Raw genomic sequence first — 19,179 nt, forward strand, 5'->3', positions numbered from 1 at the left:
TCATGCGGAGGCATCCGGTGTTGTAACGAGGGGCAGCCGTGCGGTGGGCTGCGATCAGCGTGTGACGCTGGTCGGCGGGCGCTGGCCCGCGAAGCACGCGGCGAGGTTGGCCAGCACGATCCGGCCCATCTCTTCGCGGGTTTCACTGGTCGCGCTCGCCCGGTGCGGCTGCACGACGACACGGTCGAGCTCGAGCAATTCGGCCGGCACGTGCGGCTCGTTCGCGAATACGTCGAGGCCGGCGCCGGCGATCGTGCCGTCGGCGAGTGCGCGAATCAGCGCGGCTTCGTCGACCAGCTTGCCGCGTGCGACATTGATCAGGAATCCTTTGGGGCCGAGCGCGGCGAGCACGTCGGCGGTCACGAGCACGTTGCCGTGATCGGCCGATGCCGCGATCACGAGCACGTCGCTGTCGCGCGCGAGCGCGGCGAGGTCGGGCACGAAGCGATAGCCGCTGTCGCGATGCTCGTGCGGGCCGAAGTAGCTGACGGGCATCCGGAACGCCTGCGCGCGCTGTGCGATCGCGCGGCCGACGCGGCCGAGCCCGACGATGCCGAGCCGCTTGCCGGTCACCTGCGTCGCGAGCGGCTGGGCCGTCTTGCCCCAGCGGCCGGCGCGCACGATGCGCTCGCCGGCGCCGAGGTCGCGCAGTGTCATCAGGATCAGCCCCATCGCCATGTCGGCGACGTCGTCGGTCAGCACGTCGGGCGTCGTCGTCACGTGGATGCCGCGTGCCCGCGCGCGGTCGAGATCGACGGCGTCGGTGCCGATGCCGCTGATCGCGACGATCTCGAGCGCGGGCAGCCGGTCCATCAGCGCGGCGGCGAGGCCGTTCGCGCCGCCGGTCACGACACCGCGAATGCGGGCGGCCACGCGGTCGAGTAACGCGTCCGGCTGCTCGGCCGCATACAGCCGGTGCGCGGCGTAACGGGCGGACAGTTCGGCGTCGATGGCGTCGGGGAGCGGCTGGGTGAGGAGGATGTCGATGGTCATGAAGGTCTCGGTCGGTATGCGCTGCGCGGGCCGTGCCGCGCATCAGGTGCAACCGAGTATAGAAATCGCATCGATATGCGTCTAACATCAAAAGACTATCGATTGATTCAAGAATTGGATGATTGAACTGCATCAGCTTCGCTGTTTCGTCGCGGTCGCCGAGGAGCTGCATTTCGGTCGCGCGGCGCGGCGGCTCTTCATGACCCAGCCGCCGCTCAGCCGGCAGATCCAGCTGCTCGAGCATGCGCTCGGCATCGCGCTGCTCGAACGCAGCAGCCGGCAGGTCAGCCTGACCGCCGCGGGCGAGCGCTTTCTGCGCGACGCGCGGCACATCCTCGAGTTCTCCGCACGGGCCGAGCAGGCCGCGCAGCGCGTCGCACATGGCGGCGCGGGCCGCATCACGCTCGGCTTCACGGCGGTCAGCGCATACCGGATGATCCCGATGCTGCTGGCGCACGCCGCGCACGCGCTGCCGGACGTCGACATCGAATTGCGCGAGATGGTGTCGACCGTGCAGATCGATGCGCTGGCGTCGCGGATGCTCGACGCGGGCTTCGTGCGCCAGCGCGCCGCGCGCCAGCCGCTCGAATACCGGCTCGTGCAGCGCGAGCCGATGCTGGTCGCGGTCGCGGAGGGCGCGCCGCTTGCCGCGTGCGAGCGCATCGGCCCCGACGATCTCGACCGGCAGCCGTTCATCGCGTATTCGCCGAACGAGGGGAAATACTTCCACGACCTGATCTCGGGCCTGTTCGCGAACGCGGGGCGGCTGCCGAACTACCTGCATTACGTCGGGCAGACGCATACGATCCTCGGCCTCGTGCGCGCGGGGCTCGGCGCCGCGCTCGTGCCGGCGTCAGCGCGCGAACTGCATGTGGACGGCGTGGTGTTCCGGCCGCTGGCCGGCGCCGACGTGGCGGCCGAGCTGTATCTCGCATGGCGCGCGGACAACGACAACCCGGCGCTGCCGGTGTTCAACGCGATGGTGGAGCGGTTCCTGACCGAGAGCGCCGACGAAGCGGGCGCATAGAGGCGCGGGGCGACTCGCGCGAGCGTCCTGCCCGCATGCCGGATTAAAAGTCTGTCGTCTGATGATTCGAGAAGCCCGCTCGAATCATTTCCGGGTCGTCCGGAATCAGCGGGAATTCCGTTATTTGCAAAGAAGATCGGACTGAAATCAACGCCGCGGATCCTCCATTTTTACCTTTGTCACGGGAAAACCCTCATTTTTATCTCATCGGTCGTCGTATTACTGTATCGATACACTAAATCGATACAGTGCGTCGTGAGACGCCATCGCAAAGGAGACGGCCCATGAATACCTACACCCGGCGGCGCTTTCTGCAGACGGTGTCCGCCGCCACGCTCGCGGCTGCAGGCGGCTTGCCGGAAGCCGTGCGCGCGCAGCCGGTCGTGACGCTGCGTTGCTCGTCGTCGATGCCGGCCGACCAGAACGCCGCGCACTACGTGTGGTACGAGCGTCTTGCCGCGAACCTGAAGGCGAGTGTCGGCGACGCGATCCGGGTCGACTACTTTCCGAACAGCCAGCTCGGCAAGGAAAGCGATGTCGTGCAGCAGGTCAAGATCGGCGCGATCGACATGATGATCGCGGGTTCGTCGATCTGGGCGACGGTGGCGCCGGAGCTCGGCATGCTCGATCTCGGCTATCTGTTCGACAGCTATGCGCATGTCGCGAAAGTGCTCGACGGCCCGGTCGGTGCCAGCCTGAACGCGCTGCTGCAAAAGCGCGCGGGCTGCTCGGTGCTGACCTGGGGCTCGCATTTCGGCGGGCGCTGCGTGTTCACGAAGCAGCCCGTGCTGGCGCTGCAGGGGCTGAAAGGCACGAAGCTTCGCGTGCTGCCGACGCCGGCGTTCATGGACACCTTCAAGGCGATGGGGGCGGTGCCGACACCGATTCCGTTCGGCGAGCTGTACATGGCCGTGCAGACGGGCGTCGTCGACGGGCTCGAGCACGATCCGGCCACGGTGCTCGCGAGCAAGTTCGACGAAGTGGTGAAGTCGTGCTGGCAATCGCAGCACGTGTTTGCGGCGATGACCGTCGTGATGGGGCGGCGTGCGCTCGACCGGATTCCGGCGAACCTGCGCCCCGCGTTCGATCGCGCGGTGGCCGACGCCACCGCGCAGCAGCGCGCGATTGCCGCGCAGAAGGCCGACCAGGCCGAGCAGGCGCTGAAGCAGCACGGCATGCGCTTCCATCCGATGGCGCCGGCCGAACGCGCGGCGGTGCGGCAGACGATGCACGACCGGCTCTATACGGCATTCGCCGCGCAGTATCCGGCGACCGCGCCGCTGTTTCCGGCGATCGCCGCCGGGCGGGGCTGAACGATGGAGACCTGTTCCGTTTCGGGCGCCGCGGCGGCGCCTGGCGCCGGCCGCCCGGCACGCCGCGTCGCGCGCGTGCTGGACGCGATGCTGCGCGCGATCGAATACGTGTCCGCGGCGGTGCTGGCCGTCGATGTGCTCGTCGTGTTCGTGTCGGTCGTGTGTCGTTATTTCCTGCACGACCCGCTCGACTGGACCGAGGAGGTCGCGAGCGCGCTGATGATCGTGCTGGTGTTTTTCGGTGCGGCGACGGTGCTCGGGCGCAGCCAGCACGTCGGCATCGACCTGTTTCGCGGCGCGTTCCCCGCGCGCTGGCAGGGCGCGCTCGTGCAGATCGGCCACTGGATCGTCGCGGCCGTCTCGCTGAACCTGCTGGTGTCGTCGTGCCAGTTGCTGGCCGATTCGTACGACCAGTTGACGCCGGGCGGGCTGCCGGGCTGGATCAACGTGTACCCGATGATGTTCGGCGCGCTGTTCATGACCGTGTTCGCGCTGGCGAACGCGCTCGACGCACCGCGCCGCCGGGTAATCGGCACGCTGGCATGCTGCGCGGGGTTCGCGGCCGCGCTGTACGGATGGAATGCGCTGGTGCCGGCGCACGCGATCGCGCCGGGCCTGCTGCTGGCGGCCGGTTTCGTCGGCGGCCTCGTGCTGGGCGTGCCGATCGGCTTCGTGCTCGCGTTCTCGGCGCTGCTGTATTTCCTGGCCGACCCGACGCTGCCGTTGCTCGTCTATTCGCAGCAGGTCATGGCCGGCGCCGATCACTTCGTGCTGCTCGCCGTGCCGTTCTTCGTGCTGGCCGGGTTGCTGATGGAATCGAACGGCATGTCCGCGCGGCTCGTCGAGCTGCTGCTGCGGATCTTCGGGCGCGTGCGCGGCGGGCTCGGCCTGATCGTGATTCTCGCGACGGCCTGCTTTTCCGGCGTGTCGGGCTCCAAGCTCGCCGACATCGCGGCAGTCGGCGGCGTCGTGATGCCGGCCGTGCGCCGTGCGCGCCAGGATCCCGACGAAACGGCCGCGCTGCTCGCGTGCAGCGCGGTGATGGCCGAGACCATCCCGCCCTGCGTGAACATGATCATCATGGGCTTCGTCGCGAACATCTCGATTGCCGGGTTGTTCGTCGCGGGCATCGTGCCGGCCGCGGTGCTGGCCGCGTCGCTCGCGGTGGTCACGGTGATCACCGGGCGCAGGATCGACGTCTCGGCGGTGTTCACGGAACGCCGCGCGTGGCTGCCGCTCGCGGGCGGCGCGCTGGTTGCGCTGGTGATGGTCGCGATGATCGGCAAGGGCGTGACGTCGGGGATCGCGACGTCGACCGAGGTATCCGCGTTCGCGGTGGTCTATGCGCTCGTGGCGGGCTGGCTCGCGTTTGGCGAGCTGACCTGGCGGTCGGTCGGGCGCGTGTTCGTGCGTGCCGCGTCGATGGCCGGCGGCATCCTGTTCATCGTCGCCGCGGCGTCGAGCGTGTCGTTCGCGCTGTCGATCGAGCAAATTCCGGCGCTGGTCTCGGGCACAATGACCGCGTTCGCCCACCAGTACGGTGCGACGATGTTCCTGCTGCTCGCGGCGCTGGTCATGATCGTGTTCGGCGCGGTGCTCGAGGGGGCGCCGGCGCTGATCATCTTCGGGCCGCTGCTTGCGCCGATCGCGCTGCAGCTCGGCATCAACCCACTGCATTTCGGCACGGTCGTGGTGGTGGCGATGGGGCTCGGCCTGTTCGCGCCGCCGGTCGGACTCGGTCTGTTCACGACCTGCGCGATCACGGGCACCGAAGTCCGGCACGTTGCGCGGCCGATGGTGAAATATCTGCTGGTGCTGGTCGCCGCCCTCGTGGCGCTGATTCTCGTGCCGGCGTTTTCGTTGTGGCTGCCGGCCCATTTCGGCCTGTAGCCGCCTTTTACAGCAAGACGACATGAGTACGATTCAGGACGTGGCCCGTCATGCGGCCGTTTCGGTCAGCACGGTTTCGAACGTGCTCAACGGCCGCACCGACCAGATGAAGCAGGAAACGCTCGAACGCGTGAAGGCCGCGATGGAAGCGCTGCAGTACCGGCCCAGCACGCTCGCGCGCCAGCTCAAGACCGGGCAGACGCCGCTCGTCGGGCTGCTGGTGCCGTCGATGGCGAACCCGATGTACGGCTACATCGCGCGCGAGGTCGAGGCCTGCGCGCAGGAACGGTACGGCCATCGCGTGCTGATCGGCAATACGTATCGCGATGCGAAGAAGGAAGCATCGTTCTTCGACGACCTGTTCGCGCATGGCGTGCGGCGCGTGATCGTGATTTCGTCGCTGGCCGACGAAAGCCACCTCGAGCGCGCGGCCGAGCGCGGGATGACGGTGGTGAGCTACGACCGGCGCGCGACGCCCGGCGAACGGTCGAAGGTCGAACACGTCACGGCCGACAACGAGGCCGCCGCGCGGCTCGCGACGCGTTGCCTGGTCGATGCGGGACACCGGCGGCTCGCGTTCGCGACGGTCGCCGGCATGACGGTGAGCCGCAGCGACAAGATTCGAGGCTTTCTCGAGACGGCGCGCGAGGCGGGCGTCGACGCACACGCGCGGGTGCTCGACGGCGGTCCGGCGAACGAGTACGGCGACGCCGTGATCGTCGACGTGGGCCGCGCGCTGGGTGTCGCGCTTGCCGCCGATCCGGCGCGGCCGACCGGCATCGTCGCGGTCAACGACCTGTTCGCGCTCGGCCTGATGGCCGGGTTGCGCGATGGCGGCCTGCGCGTGCCGGACGACGTGTCGATCGTCGGGATGGACGGTCATTTCCTGTCGGCGATTTCCAATCCGGCGCTGACCACGGTGCAACTGCCCGTCACCGAGATGGCCGAGGACATGGTGCGGCGCGTGATGCGTCCGGGCCGCGACACGCCGCTGGCGCCCGAGCCGCACATATTCTCCGGCGTGACGCTCATCGAGCGCGCCTCGGTCGCGTCGCCGCCGCAAGCGGATCACTCGCGCGGAGGGGCCGCATGACGCGCGTCTTCGTCACGCATCCGTCGGGGATGCTCGACCGTTATTTCGGCGCGAAGGCCATGCGCGCGCTGCAGGCGATCGCGGACGTCACGTGCAATCCGCTCGATCGCGAGCTGGGCACGGACGAACTGATCGCGGCCGCGCAGGGTTGCGATGCGATGATCGCGTACCGGCAGACGCCCGCGCCGCGTGCGCTGTTCGCCGGGCTGCCCGCACTGGCGGCGTTCCTGCGTTGCGCGGTCGATATCCGCACCGTCGATGTCGACGCGGCGAGCGCGTTCGGCGTGCTGGTCACGCAGGCGAGCCCCGGTTTCGCGCCGGCGGTCGCCGAGTGGGTGATCGGCGCGATGATCGATCTCGCGCGCGGTATCGGCCGCTATGCGTCGGCCTACCACCAAGGGATGCCGCTCGTGCCGCAGATGGGGCGCGAATTGCGCGGCAGCACGCTCGGCCTGATCGGTTACGGACAGATCGCGCGCCACCTCGCGCCGATCGCGACGGCGCTCGGGATGCGCGTGCTCGTCAGCGATCCGTATGTGCGCGTCGACGCGCCGATGCTCGAACAGGTCGAATTCGCGGCGCTGTTGCAGGCGGCCGACTTCGTCGTGTGCCTCGCACCGGCGACGCCGGCCACCGCGAACCTGATCGATGCGGGCGCGTTCACGGCCATGAAGCCGGGCGCGTATTTCATCAATGCGTCGCGCGGCGAACTGGTCGACGAGCAGGCGCTGTCCGATGCGCTCGACACCGGCCGGCTCGCGGGCTGTGCACTCGACGTCGGGCGCGCGGCGGACCAGATGCCGACGCCCGCGCTCGCCGCCCATCCACGCGTGATCGCGACGCCGCACGTCGGCGGCCTGACGCTGCCCGCGGTCGAGCACCAGGCGCTGGAGACGGTCGATCAGCTCGCCGCGCTGCTCGCCGGAAGCGTGCCGCGCGGTGCCGTCAACGCGGCGCACGCGTCGCGGCTGGCGCGCTGGCGCACGGCAGGGGCCGATACCGGGCCGGGCGCGCGATGAGACCCGACACACCCACCGGGCGGCCGGCCGACGCGTGCGATTGCCACATCCACATCTATGACGACGCGTATCCACTCGCGCCGACGGCGACGTTCCGTCCACCGCACGCGCCGGTGGACGCGTATCGTCGGGTGCAGCAGGCGCTCGGCCTGGCCCGCGTCGTGATCGTGCAGCCGACCGGCTATGGTGTCGACAACCGTTGCCTGCTCGACGCGCTGGCTGCATTCGGCCCGCAGGCGCGCGGCGTCGCGACGTTGCCGGCCGACGTGCCGGATGCCGAACTGGCGCGGTTGCACGCGGCGGGCGTGCGAGGCGTCCGGTTCATGACGTTGGCGGGCGGCCTCGCGCGATGGGACGAACTGGAGCGAGTGGCCGCGCGGATCGCGCCGCTTGGCTGGCACGTCGACCTGCAGCTCGACGGCCGGACGCTGCCCGAGGTCGTGCCGTTGCTGTCCTCGCTACCGGCGCGGGTCGTGATCGATCACACGGGCAAGTTCCTGACGCCCGTCGAGCCGGACGCGCCTGCGTTTCTCGCGCTGCGGCGCCTGCTCGACCGCGGCCACGCCTGGGTGAAGCTGTCCGCGCCTTACGAGACGTCGCGCTCGGGCGCGCCCGGTTACGACGATGTCGCGCGTCTCGCCGCCGTGCTGGCGCGCCACCACGCGGCGCGTTGCGTATGGGGCAGCAACTGGCCGCACCCGAACGCGTCGCCGGTCCCCGACGACCTGCGCCTGCTCGGCTGGCTGGACGATTGCACGGCGGACGACGCGGTCAGCCGCGCGATTCTGGTCGACAACCCGACCGTACTTTACGGATTCTGAGTCGTCCGCCAGGACGAGGCCGAGCGTCACAAGCTTTCAATCCGGAAGCTTGCGCAAGCGATGCCAAGCAATCCTGACCGAGCCAGACAGGTCGCAGTCCTGCCAATCCTTACCGTGCTGAAAGCTGGTTCGCTGCCGGTGTTCCAACGGAGGAACGCGGTGTTTCGCTGCACTGCGACAACTGCTTGACGCTGCATGCCGGTCGGCGCAGGATACGTCCGTGCATGTGGAGCGGGACGCGCCGGCCGCGCGGTTCCTGCACCCGCGATACGCAAAAGAACAACGATGAGCCTTTACGCACTCGTACCGGAATACCGGCCCCGCGTTTGTCGGCCCGCCGGAACCACGCTTCATCCGACGCCCGTCGCGTCACGTATCCGTCATCCCGTTTCGTACCGTGCCTCGGTACACTTTCCCGTCCGCGCGCGAGCCGCGACGATGAACGGCGCCCGTCTGGCGCGCCGAATCGCAGCGTCGTCTGCCGCTCCTCACCATCGCATCCTGAACGGCGCCTACACCGGCGTCTCGTGACGTCCGTCGCGCCCATCCTCGTATTGCGCCGCCGGCCTGCCTGACTGCCCGGCGGCACCGGAGTCCGAAGCATTTCGATTGAGCTTGAAAAAGCAAACGCAAGCAGTTCGGTTCGAGGTTCAAGGAGAAAAACTCATGTCGCAGCTTTCGAATGAAGAAGCAAACGGCAGTTCGGGGAGTGGCAAGGTCAAGTTGATCAAGTGGGCGATCATCATCGCCGGCGTCGCGATCGCGGCACCGGCGGCGTTGTTCATCCTGAAGGGGGTGATCGCGCTGGTCACGGCGGGCGTGATCGGCCTCGGCGCGATCTATTTCGCGCCGGTCGTCGCGATGAAGTTCGCGAACCAGAAGGTGAAGATGATCGTCCAGGAGGCGCAGGCGAATCCGATCGAGACGCTGATCAACCAGCTCGCGGAAAAACGCCAGGCGGCCCAGAAATTCGCGGACAGCATCACCGCGTTCCGCACCGAGGTGAAGAACTTCGAGAACAAGACGGAGCTGTTCGAGAAGCAGTATCCGGACGACGCGCCACGCTTCCGGCAGCAGCTCGACACGATGAAGCAGCTGCTCTCGTTTCGCGAGGGGCGTTACAAGCAGGTGCAGGCCGAACTGAAGAATTTCGCGTCGGCGATCGACCGTGCGAAGGCGATGTGGGACATGTCGCAGGCCGCGCAGCAGATGAACAAGCTCGCGGGCCGGCAGGCGTCCGACACGTTCGAGCAGATCAAGACCGATGTGGCCGTCGATTCCGTGATGCGCTCGGTCAACAAGGCGTTCTCCGAAATGGAGACGTCGCTGATGGATAACCCCGAGGTCAAGCAGGCACAGCAGCAGGCGGTGATGAACGCGCCGCACGCGCCCGGGCTCGACGCGACGCCCCCCGCGCAACTGCCGTCGAAACAACAATAACCTCCTGCAGGCTCGCAACCATGAAAAAACTTCTTGGCGCCATCGCATTTCTGGTCGTGCTCGTCGGCGTATGGATCGTGCATCAGGGCGGCCTGTCGACGCTGATTCCCGCGCATGACGCGGCCCCGGCCTCGACGTCCGCGCAAGGTGGCGACAGCGGCCCGTCCACGCAGGCGTCGCCGTCAGCCAGCGTGCTGCCGGCCGGCTTCACGCCGCAGGCCAGCGCGCTGAAATCGATTGCCGAAAACGGCATCGTGCGGATTTCCGTGCAGAACCCGAGCGAACCGTTCTTCGGCGAGGACAAGGGCACGCCGCACGGCTTCAACGTCGAATTCGCGCGGCTGCTGTTCGCGGATCCGTCGTTCTCGCACGGCGGCAAGCCGGTGGTCGTCGATACGCGTCACGAGGTCGACACGTATCCGGGCGTGCCGAAGCAGCTGCTCGATACGGATGCGAAGGGGAACCACGTGGTCGACGTGGCGATGGACGGGCTGACGTTCCCGGACAACACGCCGTCGGGCGTCGTCTATTCGGTGCCGTACGTCGACGATTTCGGCTATTCGCTGATCGTGCGGCAAGGCTCCGCGATCCGCTCGACCGACGATCTCGCGGGCAAGACGGTCGGCATCCTGAAGGGCGACCCGGACGTGCGTGCGTTCGTCACGCGCCAGTACCCGAACGTGAAGTTCGTGGAAGTCGACGATTCCGATCCGGCTTTCATCGCGAAGAGCATCGACGGCCATGCGGTCGACGCGTTCATCTACGATTATCCGTTCGCGGTCAGCTCGATCAAGGACACCGACCTGAAGTTCGCGGTGACCAAGCTCGACGGCTCGAACATCGCGTACAAGATCGGCGTGCGCGCCGACGATCAGGATCTGCTGATCTACCTGAACGCCGCGATCGCGAAGCTCAAGCAGTCGCCGCAGTATCTCGACCTGCTGCGCAAGTACTTCGTCAGCGACCAGGCGGTGACGACCGCGGCCGCGTCGGGCGAGCATACGTATGTGGTGAAGGCGGGCGACACGCTGAACATGATCGCCGCGAGCAAGCTCGGCAGCGGCCAGCGCTATCGCGAGATTCAACGCCGCAACAACCTCGCCAACCCGAACCTGATCCTGGCGGGCCAGCATCTGGTGATTCCGGTGCGGTGACGGCGGCGTGACGCGAACGAAGGAAGCTGAAGGGACGTGAAGGGACGTGAAGGACGGCGCGCGGCCCGGCGGAGAGGATCCGCCGGGCCGCGCGCTTTTCTGCGTCAGTGCGTGATCGACAGGAACAGGTAGGCAGCGAACAGCGACAGGTGCACGACGCCGTGCAGCACCGTCGTACGCCCCTGGCTGAGCGTCAGCGTGCTGACCAGCAGGGTGAGCGCCAGCAGCACGGTTTCCATCGGGCCGATGCCGAGCGTGAGCGGCTGACCGACCCAGATGAACACGGCCGCGACGGTCGGGATCGTGAGCCCGATACTCGCGAGCGCCGAACCGAGCGCGAGGTTCATGCTGGTCTGCAGGCGATTCGCACGCGCGGCGGTGACGGCCGCGAGCGCTTCCGGCAGCAGCACGAGCGCGGCGATCACGATACCGACCGCGGCCTCGGGCGCGCCGAGCTTCATCACCGCATGCTCGACGGCCGGCGACAGCAGCTTCGCGAGCAGCACGACCGCGACGAGACTCACGAACAGCAGCACCAGGCTGATCAGCGCAGTGCGGCCGCTCGGCGGCGCCGCATGCACCGATTCGTTCGCGCTGTCGTGTCCGGTGAGGAAGTAGTCGCGATGGCGCACGGTCTGCACGAACACGAACGCGCCGTACAGCACGAGCGACGCCACGCCGGCGAACGCGAGCTGCGATTTCGAGAAGAACGGGCCCGGCGCGGCGCTCAGGTAGTTCGGCATCACGAGCGACAGTACCGACAGGGAAGCCAGCACCGCGAGCGCCTTGCTGGCGCCGCGCCCCTGGAAGTCCTGCTCGCCGTGCTTCCACGCGCCGACCAGCAGGCAGATGCCGACGATGCCGTTGCAGATGATCATCACGGCGGCGTATACGGTATCGCGGGCGAGGCCCGATTTCTCCGGGCCCGCGCCGAGCATCACCGACACGATCAGCGCGACTTCGATGACGGTCACGGCGATCGCGAGCACGAGCGTGCCGAACGGTTCGCCGACGCGGTGCGCGACGACTTCGGCATGGTGGACGGCGGCGAACACGGCGCCGGCGAGGGCGGCGGCGAACACCGCGATGACGAGGCCTTCGGCCGGTACGACGCGCGACAGCGCGAGGACCAGCCAGGCGGCAAGCGGGGCCACGAGGGTCCAGCGCGGGAGCTGGTTGGACGAGAGCGGCATGGAGGGTTTCCTTATGCGAGTGGCGGCGCGCGACGCGCCGTCACGGGTTGACGAAGCCCGGCCGTACTATCCGCCGAACGAGGATGATGAAACCGAAGGAGGGCGGCACGTAACGGTGCTGCCCGGGGTTCGCCGCCATGAGGCAGCGAGGGGCGCGGGCGGGCTGGAGCCCGTCGCGGGATGAAACGATTCGATGCGGCCGGCCGCGAACGACGAGGCGAGCACGTGTGACGACGCACGGGCCGGAGGCTCGGTTCCGACCCTGGAAGGGCGGCCGGCAATGGACGGCGGTGGCGACGTGACACGCGGTTTCCCCCTGAAATCCGGCGGTTTGTCGAATTTTATCAGGCGTTCGGGGGTCACTATCTCATATTCGAATGCTTTCATAGACCTTTCTGTTTACAAAAAGTGCCCCGACCTGTCGATTTTTTTGTCTTTGCCGTTTCCGTAACGGTCTCTTGCACGACACATTCGGGCTCGCCCTGACATAAATCTACCGACCGGTCGGTTTATAATCGCTCGCACCTCCACTTCATGACGGATCGCAAGCGATGGCTGTTTCTTCTGCACATTCGGTGAACTCGGGCGCGCTGGCGCCGTCGGCCGTTGTCGGCGTGATCGGTGCCGGCGCGATGGGTGCGGGCATCGCGCAGGTCGCGGCGGCGGCCGGCCATGCGGTGCTGCTGTACGACCTGAACGAAGCCGCTTGCGACAAGGCGCTGGCCGGCATCCGCGCGCAGTTCGCGCGGCTCGCGGAGAAAGGCCGGCTCGAACCGGCGCAGGCCGACGCGGCCGGCGCCCGGATTCGCGCGGTGCGTGCGCTGGCCGACTTCGCGGGCGCCGCGCTGATCGTCGAGGCAGCGGCCGAGCGGCTCGACGTGAAGCGCGAGATCTTCGCGACGCTCGAGCGTCATGTCGACGACGCGTGCCTGCTGGCCACCAATACGTCATCGATCTCGATCACGTCGATCGCGGCCGGGCTGCGTGTGCCGCAGCGCGTCGCCGGCCTGCATTTCTTCAACCCGGCGCCGCTGATGGCGCTCGTCGAGGTGGTCAGCGGGCTCGCGACCGCGCCGGAAGTCGCGCAGGCGCTATTTGCAACCGCCGCCGCGTGGGGCAAGCAGCCCGTGATGGCGAAATCGACGCCGGGCTTCATCGTGAACCGTGTCGCGCGGCCGTATTACGCGGAGGCGCTGCGCGTGCTGAACGAGCAGGGCGGCGCGCCGGCATCGATCGACGCGGTGATGCGCGAGGCCGGCGGCTTCCGGATGGGGCCGTTCGAGCTGATGGACCTGATCGGCCACGACGTGAACTTCGCGGTGACCGAATCGGTGTTCCGCGCGTATTTCAACGATCCGCGCTACACGCCGTCGCTGATCCAGCAGGAACTCGTGAACGCGGGCTTCCTCGGGCGCAAGTCGGGCCGCGGCTTCTATTCGTATGCGGACGGCGCGACGCCGCCTGCACCCGATCTCGAAGCCCCGCACGATGCGCCGGCCGACGTCGCGCTGTTTGCGCAGGACGGCCCGGCCGCCGCGCTGCAGGCTCGCTTCGCCGAACGCATTCCGGGCGTCCGGCAGGCCGGCGCGCATGCCGACGACCTGCTCGCGACGGCCGGCCGCGCATCGATCGCGCTGACCGACGGCCGTACCGCGACCGAGCGCGCCGCGCAGACGGGCGCGGCCGATCTCGTGCTGGTCGACCTGGCGCGCGATTACGCGCAGGCCGGGCTCGTTGCACTGACGCGCGCGCTCCAGTGCAGCGACGCGGCCTATGCGGACGCGGTCGGCCTGTTCCAGCAGGCGGGTTTTCGCGTCGTCGGCGTCGCGGACGTGCCTGGCATGGTCGCGATGCGCACCGTCGCGATGCTCGCGAACGAGGCGGCCGACACGGTGAACCAGGGCGTGTGCTCGCCCGCCGATCTCGATCTCGCGATGGAGAAGGGCGTGAACTACCCGTGCGGCCCGCTCGCGTGGGCCGATGCGATCGGCATCGGCCGCGTGCATCGCGTGCTGTCGAACCTGGCGGCGAGCTACGGCGAGGACCGCTATCGCGTGTCGCCGCGCATCGCCGCGCTGCATGCGGCCGGCCGCACGTTCCGGTCGTAGCCGTCGCCCCCGTTACTTCGAACACGACAACGACATCACTCCATTGGAGGAGCACCCCGATGACTCACCCGACGCATCCCGCCGCCGCCCTCGAGCCGATCGAGACCGCCAGCCGCGACGAACTGCAGGCGCTGCAGCTCGAGCGCCTCAAGTGGTCGCTGCGCCACGCGTACGACAACGTCCCGCACTATCGGCGCACGTTCGATGCGGCGGGCGTGCATCCGGACGACCTGAAGTCGCTCGCCGATCTTTCGAAATTCCCGTTCTCGACCAAGCACGATCTGCGCGACAACTATCCGTTCGGGCTGTTCGCGGTGCCGCGCGAGCAGGTCGTGCGCGTGCACGCGTCGAGCGGCACGACGGGCAAGCCGACGGTGGTCGGCTACACCGCGCGCGACATCGACACGTGGGCGAACGTGACCGCGCGCTCGATCCGCGCGGCCGGCGGCCGCCCGGGCGACACGCTGCACAACGCGTTCGGCTACGGGCTCTTCACCGGCGGCCTCGGGATTCACTACGGCGCGGAACGGCTCGGCTGCATGGTCGTGCCGATGTCGGGCGGGCAGACCGAGAAGCAGGTGCAGCTGATCCGCGATTTCGAGCCGAAGATCATCCTCGTCACGCCGTCGTACATGCTGAACCTGATCGACGAGATGGTGCGGCAGGGGATGGACCCGGCCGAATCGTCGCTGAAGATCGGCATCTTCGGCGCCGAGCCGTGGACGCAGGCGCTGCGCGAGGAAGTCGAGACGCGCGTGGGCATCGACGCGCTCGACATCTACGGGCTGTCGGAGGTGATGGGCCCGGGTGTCGCGTGCGAATGCGTCGAGACGAAGGACGGCCCGGTGATCTGGGAAGACCATTTCTATCCGGAGATCATCGACCCGGTCACGGGCGAAGTGCTGCCCGACGGCAGCCAGGGCGAACTGGTGTTCACGTCGCTGACGAAGGAGGCGATGCCGGTGATCCGCTACCGCACGCGCGACCTCACCGCGCTGCTGCCGCCGACCGCGCGCGCGATGCGCCGGCTCGCGAAGATCACGGGCCGCTCCGACGACATGCTGATCGTGCGCGGCGTGAACGTGTTCCCGAGCCAGATCGAGGAGATCGTCGTCGCGCTGCCGCAGTTGTCGGGCCAGTTCCAGATCACGCTGTCGCGCGACGGGCACATGGACCGCCTCGACCTCGCGGTCGAACTGCGCTCCGAAGCGGCCGCGTCCGTCAGCGAAAGCGATCGCGCGGCGCTCGCGCGCGAGCTGCAGCACCGGATCAAGACGATGGTCGGCGTGTCGTCCGGCGTGACGGTGCTGGCCGCGGGCGGCATTCCCGCCACCGCGACCGGCAAGGCCCGGCGCGTGATCGACCGCCGCCAGGCCGCCTGATTCCCCTGTTTGCCGTTCAACCCGAGGAAACCTGTTCGATGGATGGATTGAAGACCCTGGCCGTCACGGTCGATGCGCGCGGGATCGCAACCGTCGCGCTGCAGCGCGGCGACGTGCTCAACGCATTCGACGAGACGATGATCGCCGAACTGACCGATGCGTTCACCACGCTCGGCCGGCGTGACGACGTGCGCGCGATCGTGCTGCGTTCGGAGGGCCGCGCGTTCTGCGCGGGCGCCGACCTGCAGTGGATGCAGCGCGCGAGCGCGAACGACGCGGCCGCGAACCTGCGCGACGCGGAGCGGTTCGCCGCGATGATGCGCGCGATCCGGCAATGCCCGAAGCCGACGGTGGCGCGCGTGCAGGGCCATGCGTTCGGTGGCGGCGTCGGCCTGTGCGCGGCGTGCGACATCGTGATCGCGAGCGATCACGCGCGCTTCTCGGTCAGCGAGGCCCGCTTCGGGATCCTGCCGGCCGTGATCGGCCCGTATCTGGTCGAGGCGGTCGGTCAGCGCCAGGCACGCCGGCTCGCACTGACGGCGACCCAGCTTGCAGCGGGCGAAGCGGTCGCGATCGGCCTGATCCACCACGCCGTGCCGCTCGATGCGCTCGACGAAGCACTCGACAGCACGCTCGCCGAACTCGGCCGTAACGGCCCGGACGCGCTGATGGAGATCAAGCGCTTCTTCGATGCGATCGGCGAGTATCCGCCGTCGGACGCGCGCGCGGCGTTCACCGCGCAGACGATCTCCCGCGTGCGGGCGACGCGGGAAGCGAAGGAAGGCTTCGCCGCGTTCTTCGCGAAGCGGCCGCCGGCCTGGGAGGCGGGCGCCGAGTAACGGGAAACTGAGGGGAAACCGAGGGGAAACCAGGGCGAAACGGCGGCGCGCGGCGGGGCAGCGGGCCCGGCCGAATTTTGCGGCTCGGGCGCGGGCGCTTGCTCTACAATGCGTGACCTCCGGCGCGCTGCCGGCCCAGCCCCGACCGATTCTTCATCCGATGATCGTCAATCGCCTTATCTCCGAGATCCTGTTCGGCTTCACCGGCCTGATCGGCATCATCAACCCGATCGGCATCGCGTTCCTGTTTCTCGAACGGACCGAGGCGCTCACCGAGCAAGAACGCGATCTGCTCGCGAGGAAGGTCGCGTTCAACGCGTTCGTCGTGCTGATGGTCGCGTTCTTCGCCGGCACGCCGGTGCTGCATTTCTTCGGTATCTCGATGGAAGCGCTGCGGATCGGCGGCGGCTTCGCGGTTGCGGTGGCCGGCTGGCAGATGCTGAACGAGCCCGACGGGCCGGGCGGCGGCGACACGCCGGTCAAGCCGATCGACGCGAACGCGATCATGACGCGCGCATTCTTCCCGCTGACCATGCCGCTGACGGTCGGCCCCGGCTCGATCGCGACCGCGATCGCGCTGAACGCGAACCGCACGCACAAGCTGTCGGAGTTCGCGCTGTCGAGCATCGTGTCGATCGCCGTCTCGGTGCTGGTGGCGATCGTGATCTGGCAGGTCTACAGCCGCTCCGCGCTGCTGTCGCGCTACCTCGGCAGCGAAGGCACCAAGGTCGCGAAGCGCGTGTCGGCATTCCTGCTGCTGTGCATCGGCGTGCAGATCATGCTGACCGGTTTTTCCGCGTTCCTGCAACCGATCGCCGACCAGGCCAAGTAAGCAAGCGCCCCGCGCCGCTGCGCACGTGCTGTGCGGCCGGCGCCGTACGACCTCGCGCTCGCGAGCGCTTCCTTCGCACCTTGCGGCGCCGCCGCACGCATTTTTGCCGCCCGGGATACCATGCGACGGTCCGGCGGATGCGCGCGCGCATCCGGCCGTCAGCTCAACTTCAATGGCGAGGCGTGCAATGGAATACGTGAAATTCGGATCGACAGGACTGGAGGTGTCGAAGCTGGTGCTGGGTTGCATGACGTTCGGCGAACCGTTACGCGGCACGCATCCGTGGACGCTGCCGGAAGCGGAGAGCCGTCCGATCATCCAGCGGGCGGTCGAAGCCGGCATCAACTTCTTCGATACCGCGAACATGTATTCCGACGGCACGTCGGAGGAGATCGTCGGCCGCGCGCTGCGCGATTTCGCGAAACGCGACGACATCGTGATCGCGACCAAGGTGTTCTACCGGATGCGGCCCGGGCCGAACGGCGCGGGGCTGTCGCGCAAGGCGATCATGACCGACATCGACCAGAGCCTGAAGCGGCTCGGCACCGACTACGTCGATCTCTACCAGATTCACCGCTGGGACGACGGCACGCCGCTCGAGGAGACGCTCGAGGCGCTGCACGACGTCGTGAAGGCCGGCAAGGCGCGCTATATCGGCGCGTCGTCGATGTTCGCGTGGCAGTTCGCGAAGGCGCTGCACACGTCGAAGCAGCACGGCTGGACCCGCTTCGTCAGCATGCAGAACCACCTGAACCTGCTGTACCGGGAAGAAGAGCGGGAAATGCTGCCGCTGTGCGAAGACGAAGGGATCGCGGTGATTCCGTGGAGCCCGCTCGCGCGCGGCCGCCTGACGCGCAACTGGGACGAGTCGACCGGGCGGCAGCAGAGCGACGCGGTCGCCCAGCGGCTTTACGATGCGACGGCGGAGGCGGACAAGGCGGTCGTCGATGCCGTGGCGACGATCGCGGCGGCACGCAACGTGCCGCGTGCGCAGGTCGCACTCGCGTGGGTTGCACAGAAGCGCGGAGTCACCGCGCCGATCGTCGGCATTTCCAAGCCGCGGCAGCTGGACGATGCGCTGGCCGCGCTCGAACTGAAACTGACCGACGACGAGATCGCCGCGCTCGAACGCCCGTACGTGCCGCACGCGGTCGCGGGGATCAACTGAGCGGCGGCGCCGCGCGGCCGTCAGCGCGCGGCGTCAAGCATCGGGTAGGTGAACAGGCCGAAGTGAACGACGTTCAGCCCCGCATGCGCGAGCGCGGACGCGAGCAGCCCGCCGCGCCGCCAGGCGAGGCCGTAGCCGATGCCGGCCACCGTGCCGAGCACGATCCATTGCCAGCCGCCGGCCGCATGCGCGGCGCCGAACAGCACTGCGCCGATCGCAAGCGCGGCCCACGGCCCCCATGCGAACGCGCGTAGCGCGCGCGTCAGTCCGCCCTGCACGTAGCCGCGGAACAGCGCTTCCTCGGCGAGCGTCACGATCAGCAGGTTGTTCACGAGCCACAGCCAGCCCGACGGCGGCCATTTGGGCGCCCAGCCGACCATCCCGATCGCGAGCGCGCCGGCCAGGCACGCGGCCGCCGTTGCGATGGCCGCCACCGCGCCGGTGCGCAGCGCGCGCGACAGCGGGACGTCGGGGGCGACCCACGGCAACACCCACACCAGCCACAAGCCGACGAGCGGCTTGTCGAGATTCAGGTACATCGTGAACGGCACGGCATCCGGCGTGAAGCGCGTCGGGCCGATCACGCGCGGATTGTGGAAGCCGGGAATCAGGTGCAGGCTGAGCGCGATCGCGACAGCGGCAAAGACGACGTGCGCGGCGAGGCGCACCGCGCGCGGGCGCTCGGGCATCACACCCCACGCGGCCGCGGCCAGCAACGCGAGCGGGGCCAGCGCGAGCGGCCCGAGCTTGCCGAACGCCAGCGCGCACGCATAGCCGAGCGCGGCGAGGCCGACGCTCAGGCCGTGCTGCGGGCGATGCCACGCGAACGCGGCGGCCGCGAACAGCGCGAGCCAGATCGTGGCGGACGGAAGAAGCGAAAGGGACATGACAGGAGCGGCATTCGTCG

16 protein-coding genes are annotated in these 19,179 nt (G+C 68.5%); 13 read left to right on the top strand and 3 right to left on the bottom strand.

Annotation, left to right across the window (positions count from 1 at the left end):
* Positions 1-54: 54 nt before the first annotated feature.
* Positions 55-993, bottom strand: a complete 939-nt coding sequence (locus LGM56_RS04035) for a 2-hydroxyacid dehydrogenase (protein ID WP_226202964.1) — start codon at positions 991-993, stop codon at positions 55-57.
* 118 nt (positions 994-1,111) lie between these two features.
* On the opposite strand from LGM56_RS04035, the gene LGM56_RS04040 reads away from it, so the two are divergent.
* From LGM56_RS04040 to LGM56_RS04075, 8 genes are all read left to right on the top strand, one after another.
* Positions 1,112-2,020, top strand: a complete 909-nt coding sequence (locus tag LGM56_RS04040; RefSeq protein ID WP_089485589.1) for a LysR substrate-binding domain-containing protein — start codon at positions 1,112-1,114, stop codon at positions 2,018-2,020.
* Positions 2,021-2,304: 284 nt separating this feature from the next.
* On the top strand, positions 2,305-3,333 hold the full coding sequence (locus LGM56_RS04045) for a TRAP transporter substrate-binding protein (RefSeq protein ID WP_226202966.1): 1,029 nt from the start codon (positions 2,305-2,307) through the stop codon (positions 3,331-3,333).
* Positions 3,334-3,336: 3 nt separating this feature from the next.
* On the top strand, positions 3,337-5,223 hold the full coding sequence (locus LGM56_RS04050; RefSeq protein ID WP_226202968.1) for a TRAP transporter large permease subunit: 1,887 nt from the start codon (positions 3,337-3,339) through the stop codon (positions 5,221-5,223).
* Positions 5,224-5,245: 22 nt separating this feature from the next.
* Positions 5,246-6,316, top strand: coding sequence for a LacI family DNA-binding transcriptional regulator (locus tag LGM56_RS04055; protein WP_226202970.1), 1,071 nt, complete (start codon positions 5,246-5,248; stop codon positions 6,314-6,316).
* Complete coding sequence (locus LGM56_RS04060; protein WP_226202973.1) at positions 6,313-7,335, top strand: hydroxyacid dehydrogenase; 1,023 nt, start codon at positions 6,313-6,315, stop codon at positions 7,333-7,335. Before LGM56_RS04055 ends, LGM56_RS04060 begins: the two co-directional genes overlap by 4 nt.
* Positions 7,332-8,156 (top strand): amidohydrolase family protein, encoded by an 825-nt coding sequence (locus tag LGM56_RS04065; RefSeq protein WP_226202974.1) that lies wholly within the window; start codon positions 7,332-7,334, stop codon positions 8,154-8,156. Before LGM56_RS04060 ends, LGM56_RS04065 begins: the two co-directional genes overlap by 4 nt.
* Before the next feature lie 666 nt (positions 8,157-8,822).
* Complete coding sequence (locus LGM56_RS04070) at positions 8,823-9,596, top strand: hypothetical protein (protein ID WP_226202976.1); 774 nt, start codon at positions 8,823-8,825, stop codon at positions 9,594-9,596.
* A gap of 20 nt (positions 9,597-9,616) precedes the next feature.
* On the top strand, positions 9,617-10,750 hold the full coding sequence (locus tag LGM56_RS04075) for a transporter substrate-binding domain-containing protein (RefSeq protein WP_226202978.1): 1,134 nt from the start codon (positions 9,617-9,619) through the stop codon (positions 10,748-10,750).
* 104 nt (positions 10,751-10,854) lie between these two features.
* Here LGM56_RS04075 and LGM56_RS04080 read toward each other — a convergent pair whose 3' ends face one another.
* Positions 10,855-11,943 carry a calcium:proton antiporter gene (locus tag LGM56_RS04080; protein WP_089427295.1) on the bottom strand — a complete coding sequence of 363 codons (1,089 nt, stop codon included), beginning with the start codon at positions 11,941-11,943 and terminating at the stop codon, positions 10,855-10,857.
* Between the two features lie 551 nt (positions 11,944-12,494).
* On the opposite strand from LGM56_RS04080, the gene LGM56_RS04085 reads away from it, so the two are divergent.
* From LGM56_RS04085 to LGM56_RS04105, 5 genes are all read left to right on the top strand, one after another.
* Positions 12,495-14,051: a 3-hydroxyacyl-CoA dehydrogenase gene (locus LGM56_RS04085; protein ID WP_226202980.1), complete on the top strand. Its 1,557-nt coding sequence runs from the start codon at positions 12,495-12,497 to the stop codon at positions 14,049-14,051.
* Between the two features lie 59 nt (positions 14,052-14,110).
* Complete coding sequence (gene paaK, locus LGM56_RS04090) at positions 14,111-15,433, top strand: phenylacetate--CoA ligase PaaK (RefSeq protein WP_226202982.1); 1,323 nt, start codon at positions 14,111-14,113, stop codon at positions 15,431-15,433.
* 38 nt (positions 15,434-15,471) lie between these two features.
* Complete coding sequence (locus LGM56_RS04095) at positions 15,472-16,272, top strand: enoyl-CoA hydratase-related protein (RefSeq protein WP_226202984.1); 801 nt, start codon at positions 15,472-15,474, stop codon at positions 16,270-16,272.
* A 160-nt stretch (positions 16,273-16,432) separates the two neighbouring features.
* A complete protein-coding gene (locus tag LGM56_RS04100) occupies positions 16,433-17,104 on the top strand; it encodes a MarC family protein (protein WP_046548012.1) in 672 nt (223 codons plus the stop codon).
* A 187-nt stretch (positions 17,105-17,291) separates the two neighbouring features.
* Positions 17,292-18,272 (top strand): aldo/keto reductase, encoded by a 981-nt coding sequence (locus tag LGM56_RS04105; RefSeq protein WP_226202986.1) that lies wholly within the window; start codon positions 17,292-17,294, stop codon positions 18,270-18,272.
* Between the two features lie 20 nt (positions 18,273-18,292).
* Here the strand turns inward: LGM56_RS04105 and LGM56_RS04110 are convergent, their stop codons facing one another.
* Positions 18,293-19,159 carry a CPBP family intramembrane glutamic endopeptidase gene (locus LGM56_RS04110; protein ID WP_089496775.1) on the bottom strand — a complete coding sequence of 289 codons (867 nt, stop codon included), beginning with the start codon at positions 19,157-19,159 and terminating at the stop codon, positions 18,293-18,295.
* Positions 19,160-19,179 lie beyond the last annotated feature (20 nt).

This window comes from Burkholderia sp. AU38729, assembly GCF_020419725.1.
Taxonomy (GTDB): Bacteria; Pseudomonadota; Gammaproteobacteria; order Burkholderiales; family Burkholderiaceae; genus Burkholderia.

Coding starts and splice junctions, on each gene's coding strand:
- LGM56_RS04035 (WP_226202964.1), bottom strand. CDS start 993: ATGACCATCGACATCCTCCTCACCCAGCCGCTCCCCGACGCCATCGAC.
- LGM56_RS04040 (WP_089485589.1), top strand. CDS start 1,112: ATGATTGAACTGCATCAGCTTCGCTGTTTCGTCGCGGTCGCCGAGGAG.
- LGM56_RS04045 (WP_226202966.1), top strand. CDS start 2,305: ATGAATACCTACACCCGGCGGCGCTTTCTGCAGACGGTGTCCGCCGCC.
- LGM56_RS04050 (WP_226202968.1), top strand. CDS start 3,337: ATGGAGACCTGTTCCGTTTCGGGCGCCGCGGCGGCGCCTGGCGCCGGC.
- LGM56_RS04055 (WP_226202970.1), top strand. CDS start 5,246: ATGAGTACGATTCAGGACGTGGCCCGTCATGCGGCCGTTTCGGTCAGC.
- LGM56_RS04060 (WP_226202973.1), top strand. CDS start 6,313: ATGACGCGCGTCTTCGTCACGCATCCGTCGGGGATGCTCGACCGTTAT.
- LGM56_RS04065 (WP_226202974.1), top strand. CDS start 7,332: ATGAGACCCGACACACCCACCGGGCGGCCGGCCGACGCGTGCGATTGC.
- LGM56_RS04070 (WP_226202976.1), top strand. CDS start 8,823: ATGTCGCAGCTTTCGAATGAAGAAGCAAACGGCAGTTCGGGGAGTGGC.
- LGM56_RS04075 (WP_226202978.1), top strand. CDS start 9,617: ATGAAAAAACTTCTTGGCGCCATCGCATTTCTGGTCGTGCTCGTCGGC.
- LGM56_RS04080 (WP_089427295.1), bottom strand. CDS start 11,943: ATGCCGCTCTCGTCCAACCAGCTCCCGCGCTGGACCCTCGTGGCCCCG.
- LGM56_RS04085 (WP_226202980.1), top strand. CDS start 12,495: ATGGCTGTTTCTTCTGCACATTCGGTGAACTCGGGCGCGCTGGCGCCG.
- paaK (WP_226202982.1), top strand. CDS start 14,111: ATGACTCACCCGACGCATCCCGCCGCCGCCCTCGAGCCGATCGAGACC.
- LGM56_RS04095 (WP_226202984.1), top strand. CDS start 15,472: ATGGATGGATTGAAGACCCTGGCCGTCACGGTCGATGCGCGCGGGATC.
- LGM56_RS04100 (WP_046548012.1), top strand. CDS start 16,433: ATGATCGTCAATCGCCTTATCTCCGAGATCCTGTTCGGCTTCACCGGC.
- LGM56_RS04105 (WP_226202986.1), top strand. CDS start 17,292: ATGGAATACGTGAAATTCGGATCGACAGGACTGGAGGTGTCGAAGCTG.
- LGM56_RS04110 (WP_089496775.1), bottom strand. CDS start 19,159: ATGTCCCTTTCGCTTCTTCCGTCCGCCACGATCTGGCTCGCGCTGTTC.